General features: G+C 67.6%; 5 protein-coding genes and 3 pseudogenes. 4 read left to right on the top strand and 4 right to left on the bottom strand.

The window, feature by feature from the left end:
• Positions 1–357: pseudogene (locus K228_RS0123705) on the bottom strand (right-handed parallel beta-helix repeat-containing protein); the annotation flags it as partial.
• Positions 358–841: 484 nt separating this feature from the next.
• On the opposite strand from K228_RS0123705, the pseudogene K228_RS30515 reads away from it, so the two are divergent.
• A pseudogene (locus K228_RS30515) lies at positions 842–943 on the top strand (phosphatase PAP2 family protein); the annotation flags it as partial.
• 13 nt (positions 944–956) lie between these two features.
• Here K228_RS30515 and K228_RS0123710 read toward each other — a convergent pair.
• Positions 957–1,373: a DUF1801 domain-containing protein gene (locus K228_RS0123710; RefSeq protein WP_025620616.1), complete on the bottom strand. Its 417-nt coding sequence runs from the start codon at positions 1,371–1,373 to the stop codon at positions 957–959.
• A 157-nt stretch (positions 1,374–1,530) separates the two neighbouring features.
• Positions 1,531–1,953: a LuxR C-terminal-related transcriptional regulator gene (locus tag K228_RS26170; protein WP_245603578.1), complete on the bottom strand. Its 423-nt coding sequence runs from the start codon at positions 1,951–1,953 to the stop codon at positions 1,531–1,533.
• Between the two features lie 302 nt (positions 1,954–2,255).
• Between K228_RS26170 and K228_RS26175 the strand changes: the two are divergent.
• The 3 genes and pseudogenes from K228_RS26175 to K228_RS0123730 all read left to right on the top strand — a co-directional run bounded on the left by K228_RS26175 (position 2,256) and on the right by K228_RS0123730 (position 5,104).
• A pseudogene (locus K228_RS26175) lies at positions 2,256–3,123 on the top strand (hypothetical protein).
• Positions 3,124–3,257: 134 nt separating this feature from the next.
• Positions 3,258–4,571, top strand: a complete 1,314-nt coding sequence (locus K228_RS0123725) for a right-handed parallel beta-helix repeat-containing protein (RefSeq protein ID WP_025620617.1) — start codon at positions 3,258–3,260, stop codon at positions 4,569–4,571.
• A gap of 32 nt (positions 4,572–4,603) precedes the next feature.
• The gene (locus tag K228_RS0123730) at positions 4,604–5,104 is read left to right on the top strand and encodes a hypothetical protein (protein ID WP_025620618.1); all 501 of its coding nucleotides are present in this window, start codon (positions 4,604–4,606) and stop codon (positions 5,102–5,104) included.
• Positions 5,105–5,108: 4 nt separating this feature from the next.
• On the opposite strand, the gene K228_RS0123735 is transcribed toward K228_RS0123730, so the two are convergent.
• Entirely contained in the window at positions 5,109–5,663 is a 555-nt protein-coding gene (locus K228_RS0123735; protein WP_025620619.1) for a GNAT family N-acetyltransferase, read from the bottom strand.
• Between the last annotated feature and the right edge of the window lie 317 nt (positions 5,664–5,980).

The following is a 5,980-nucleotide window of genomic DNA, read 5'->3' on the forward strand; positions in this document are numbered from 1 at the left end:
GCCGTCGATGTCGGTGGTGAGCAGGTAGGTGCAGTCTTTGGCGAGGTTGAGCACAGCGCCGCCGCGGGCGTTGGCGAGGGTGATGGCGGCGATGAGGGCGTCGGCGTCGCAGGGGACGGGGGTGCCTTCGGGTGTCTTCTCCTTCTTCCCGTTGTTGTCGTTCTTGCCTTCGTCGTGCTGGCGGTCGACGGAGGTGAGGGTGGGTCCGACGGCGCCGGCGGCGGGGGTGGTGGCGAGGCCGACGGTGGTGGTGAGGGCGAGGCCGGTCATTCCGGCCAGTCCAGCAGACCACCATCGTGACCTGGTCCGGCGTGCGCCGGGGTGGCCTGATTCGGGCTTGCGGTGTGGGTTGGTCATCGTGGTGTCGTTGTCCTTCCCCGTCGTGGTCGAGGCGTCAGCTGAGGCCGGTGGTGGCTGCCCTCGGCTTCCAGGTGGCGGCAGTACCCACGTCGAGCAAAAAGGACAACATGGCTTTATCAGACATGAACGCGAAGAACGTACTCGAATGAGACTCTAGGGTCGATGCGCTCCCCGCCAGCCGCTGCCCGACGTGAAGGAGTCGCGTGTTCGTTGGTTGTTCGGAGTCATCGATCGCTCTGACGCTGTCCTGGGCGGTCCGGTGACCCCACTTTGGTAAGGGGCGCCCCTGACTTACGCCTGTGGGCCAACGGTTGCCGGCGCCTACGGTGGGAACGAACACCGCGAACGGGGCGGTGGTGCCGGATCGGGGGATGGGGAATGCGGGACAAGATCAAAGATGTTCCGGACATCGCTGGCGAGTGGTACCGCGCCATCGTCGAGTGGGCCGCCACCACCCCCGGCGTCGCCCAGGGGTCATGGCTTCGTCGGCGTGCACTATCCGCACGACGTGGCGGCCGGGTTCCTGATCGGTGCGGCGGTAACCCTGATCGTGGCGGCGCTGCTGGCCCGTCCAGCAACCAGGGCTCGGATGACGTTCAGCAACAAGCGCGGTCGATGCCCCTGCGTACCCGCGCGGAGCGGTCGACGAGCTCGCGTAGGACGGCCAGGTCCACGTCGTCGAGGCGTTTCAGGTAGAGGCAGCTCTTGCCGGTCTTGTGCGGGCCGAGCCGTGCCAGCGTCGATGCGTGTCGTTCTTCGAAGCCACCGATGAGGTAGACGACGAGGTGCTGCTTGCGTGGTGAGAAGCAGGCGAGAGCGCTGTCGCCGGTACCGCCGCTGGCGCATCGGTAGTGGTAGCGACCGAAGCCGACAATGCTCGGTCCCCACATCGCCGGCTCCTCCCCGGTGACCTCGCGCATGAGCGCGATGAGTCGGCGTGCGTCACCCTGCCGGTGTTCGTTCGGCAGGGTGGCGAGGAACTCGTCAACAGGCTGTCCGGTCGGCGCTGTCATTCCCGCATCGTAGGCACTCCGTCTATCCCGCGCCCGCGTCGAGCGCTACCGGCCCCCGAGCGTCACCGGCCCCCGGGCGTCACCGGCTCGGAGCGTCAAAAGGCCCGGAGTGTGAGAGGGCCCGACGCTCAAAGGGCCTCGCGCGTCACGTGGAGTGTCATTGGCCGGGAGTGATGTAGCGGTGTTCGTAGGCGGCGATGACGGCCTGGGCCCGGTCCCGTGCGCCGAGTTTGGCGAAGAGCCGGTTGATGTGGGTCTTGACGGTGTGGTCGGTGATGGTGAGGCGCTCGGCGATCTCGTCGTTGGAGTGGCCCCGCGCGACGAGGAGCAGAACCTCGGTTTCGCGTACGGTCAGGTTCGGGGCCTCGGGTCGGGGAGGGGGAGCGGGGCGTTCGTGGCGGAAGCGGGTGATGAGCCGCTGAGTGATCTCGGGGGCGAGCATGGCTTTGCCGGCGGCCACCACCCGTATGGCGTGTAGCAGTTCGGGGAAGGTGGCGTCCTTGAGCAGAAAGCCGCTGGCTCCGACGGCGAGGGCGTCGTAGACGTATTCGTCCAGGCCGAATGTGGTCAGGATGAGCACGCGGGTGGCGGTGTCGGGGTCGGCGAAGAGCGCCCGGGTGGCGGCTATCCCATCGGTGCGTGCATCCGGATGTCGAGCAGGGCGATGTCGGGGCGGTGTTCGCGGACCAGCCGGATAGCGTCCTGGCCGCCTGCGCCCTCCGCGACGACGTTGAAGCCACCGCACCGGACGCGTCACCGTCGGGTTTGATCGGGGCACCGGCGGCACACCCCAGATTGACACCGAAGATCGCACTCTGGAGTGACGATCCGGGCTCGTGGCCTTCCGAGACTGGCTGTACTCCGATGTGGAAGGCGCAGTGAATGACCAGAACTTCGTTACTACCGCACCCGCTTCCCGTGCCCGTGGCTCGGCGGCGGCCACTCGGTCGGGCCGGACCCGGGCCGTGGCCGCTGCTGTGGGCGGGGTGCGCGGTTGCGGCGCTGCTCCTGGCCGTGGTCACCGACGAGGGGCCGCACCGGGTCTGGGGACTCTGCGCGACCATCGGCTACGTCGGGGCCGGGGCCATGGCCGCCGGCGCGTCGAGTGGGCTGCGCCAGGTTGCGCCTTTCGTCGCGGCGGTCGGTGCAGCCGTCGTACCCATGGTGTGGCTGGTCGCGCACCGGCAGGGGCAGCTGGAGGTCGACGTCGTGCACCACTCCGGTGTGCTGCTGCTGCACACCGGCAGCCCGTACCTGCCCGAGCCATCCCAGCTTGAGGACTACAACCCGTACCTGCCGGCGATGGCGTTGTTCGGGCTGCCGTACGCCCTGTTTGGCGACAGTCCGTTGACCGATGCCCGCTGGGGGTTCGCCCTGGTCTTCGGGCTCGCCCTGGTGGTGGCTGCCCGGATCGCCATCAGTCACTGTGCACCCCGGGCCCTCGCACTCCTGGCCGCATTTTCACTGTTGGCCCTGCCGCTGGCCACCGGGGGCATCGACCTGCTGGTCACGGCGCTGATGTGCCTCGCCCTCGCGACCGCCGCCGTGGGCCGTCCCGCGGACGCTGCTCGCCGCCGCCGACCGGCTCGCCTTCGCCCTAGCGGTGGCCATCTGCCTGGTGCCTGCCACCCGGTTCGGCTACCTCCTGATGCCGTTGGCCATCGCTGCGTGGTTCCGTCTGCATCCCGACTCTGTGCGGGTGCGCGGCAGCGCCGTCTCCGGACTAAGTGCTTTTGCCCGGATTGAGTAGTTTCTTCGGAATTGTAGCTATGTGGGGTCGGTGTCGGTTTGGCGTGCGGGTGGCTGCTACCGCCGGCCTGGTAGCCGAGGAACACCCGGGCCTTCGGGCTCCTCGTCGTTCACGGGGAAGGCGTCAACACCGCGATGAACCATCAGCGCCACACGACCGAGGCCAACTCGGAGCATCCCAACGAAGGTCGGGCGAGGTCACGGTGGTGGGCTGCCGGGCTGGCCGGAGCGGCCGGCCTGGCACTTACCGCCGCCGTCACCACCGGCATCACCATCCCCGGCGTGGATGCTGTCGGACGCGCCGTCGCCGATGACCAGCTTGGAAAGGCGAAGGGTACGCCGGCGCCCTGTGACACGGATCGGCTGATTGCCGAGATCACCCGAGCCAACGCCCAGGGTGGTGCCGTGCTCGACCTCGCCGCGGGCTGTACCTACCTGCTCACCGCTGACCTTGACGGTGCCGGTCTGCCCGCGATCACCACTCCGATCACCCTCAACGGCGGTAAGAGCACCACCCTCAAGCGCTCCGCCGCAGCCGAGGAGTTCAGAATCCTGACCGTCGAGGCCAACGGGCGGCTCGCCCTGAATCACCTCACTGTCACCGGTGGGAAGATATCCGGCGACACTGACGGCGGCGGGATTCTCATCAACCCAGGTGGTGGTGCCACAATCAAGAAGAGCAAGATCGTCGAAAATGTATCCAGTGAGGGGGATGCCGGCGGGATTGGGAATATCGGTGGCGCTCTCCACATCGAACACTCGGTCGTCAGTAGGAACACCGCGGCCAACATCGGTGGCGGGATCTTCAGTATCGGCGCGACCCTCATCGACAAGTCGCGGTTCGACGCGAACACTGCGCTGACCGGTGGCGCTCTGACCATCAGCGGCCGCCTGACGGTCACCCGGAGCGAGCTGGTGGGTCACCAGGCTGCCGAGGGCGGAGCTGTCTTCTTCTTTGGTGGGACGACCGGCACCATCGCTGACACGCGCTTTGCGAAGAACACGACAACGGGCGCGGGGGGCTCCGCCATCGCCGGTGCGCCGCTCCAGCTCACGGTCTCCCGAGTCACCGTCGCCAACAACACCGCCACCGGCGGCGGCCAGGGCGCGATCTTTCTGCAAGGTGGAGCCGCGCTCATCGAAGACAGTGTCATCAAGAACAATGTTGGAGTAGACGGTGGCGGCCTTTACAATCTCGGCACGCTGACGCTACTGCGTACCAAGGTCACCGGCAATCAGGCCACCGAGTCCGGCGGCGGAATCTACAATTCGGCAACCGGCACGCTCACCCTGCTGCGTACGAAGGTGGTCGAGAACGCCGCCGGCACCGACGGCGGCGGCATCTTCAACGAGGTGGGCGGCACGGTCGATCTCTCCACCGCTACCGGCACCACAGTGGCCAGGAACCGACCAAACAATTGCGTGAACGTTCCAACGTGCCTGGACTAACCGGCTGGCCGATGGACCGCTAGGCTCCGGAGATGACTGACCTACCGCTCGTCGCGGCTTCCTTCGCGGTACCGGACGTGTTTGTTTCCCAGGGGCTGCGGCTCGAGTTGCTTGGGCCGCAGCACAACGAGGCGGATCACGCTGCCTGGATGTCGAGCATCGCGCACATCCGGTCCACGCCGGGATTCGACCAGGGCTGGCCGCCGGTGGCCGGGATGACACTCGCCGAGAACCGCGAGGACCTGGCGGGGCATGCGCAGCGGTCGCGCCAGCGGGTGGACTTCGCCTACTCGGTCATCGAGATCGCCACCGGGGACGTGGTCGGCTGCGTGTATTTCGAGCCATCGCCGGCGGGGAAGCAGGAGGTGGCGGCCTCGTCGTGGGTGTCCGCCGCGCGAGCGGAGCTGGATGGTCCGCTGACCGAGATCGTGGGGGCGTGGCTGCGAGCGGTGTGGCCGTTCGCGGTCGTCCACTACCGCCATGGTGAGGTGCCGGTGACGATTCGTCGAAGCCCCGGACAGCCGGTGGGGTAGGGACTTACGGCCGGTGGCGCCATTCGTCGGCCAGCAGGGCGTACGTGTACCCGTCCACCCAGCCCAACTCGGCATGCCAGGAGTCGCCGACGCCATGCTGCTCCCGCCGCATGCCGAGCTTTTCGAGGAGCCGGACCGAGGGGAGGTTGTCCGCGTAGCAGCCCGCAGTGATCCGGCGTACGCCCAACCGGTCGAACGCGTGGGCGAGCATCGCGCTGACCGCCTCGGTCGCGTAGCCGTGGCCACCGTACTTCGGGTCGAAGATGTAGCCGATCTCGGCTTCTGTCCCCGGCGGCGTGCCGGGCTGCCCCATGCCGTCCCGCACATTGAGCGAGACGGTTCCGATGACGACGCCGTCGAGGGTCACCGCCACGCCGTGGTTGTTGGGGTCTTCTGCGCAGCGTCGCCAGGCCGCCCGGAAAGCGACAGGGTCAACCTCGGTACGCAGCAGCCACCGGCTGACCTCCGACAGGTTGCGGTACTCCAGGATGCGGTCGATGTCCTCGTCGCGCACCGGCCGAAGTGTGAGGCGTTCGGTGCGGAGGTTCGTGCTTGCCACAGGGCAAGACAGTAGCGAACGAAGCGTCACTGAAGCACCCGTGACTACGTCCCCCTGGCCCAGAGCGTCCCGCCCCACCCCCCGAGAGTCGGGTCATACGGAAGGTGGGTCCGTGGCGCGGTGGCACCGGTCCGGTCCGGGCTGTGAGCCGCATCCGCAAATAATCAAGCGGATTTGACCCCTCTAGGGATCTTTTTCGCGTTCATGTCCTTTTGAGTCTCCTGTCGGTTTAGGTTGCGGGGTGGCTGCTACCGCCGTTTGGTAGCCGAGGGCGGCCCCCGCGAGTGCGGGTGGTGGGTCCTTGTCGCTTACGGGGG

It is taken from the genome of Salinispora cortesiana (assembly GCF_000484695.1).
In the GTDB taxonomy this organism is placed as follows: Bacteria; Actinomycetota; Actinomycetes; order Mycobacteriales; family Micromonosporaceae; genus Micromonospora; species Micromonospora cortesiana.

Excerpts from the sequence above, each read along its gene's own strand:
- K228_RS0123710 (WP_025620616.1), bottom strand. The coding sequence starts at position 1,373 with ATGACAGCGCCGACCGGACAGCCTGTTGACGAGTTCCTCGCCACCCTG.
- K228_RS0123725 (WP_025620617.1), top strand. The coding sequence starts at position 3,258 with ATGAACCATCAGCGCCACACGACCGAGGCCAACTCGGAGCATCCCAAC.
- K228_RS0123730 (WP_025620618.1), top strand. The coding sequence starts at position 4,604 with ATGACTGACCTACCGCTCGTCGCGGCTTCCTTCGCGGTACCGGACGTG.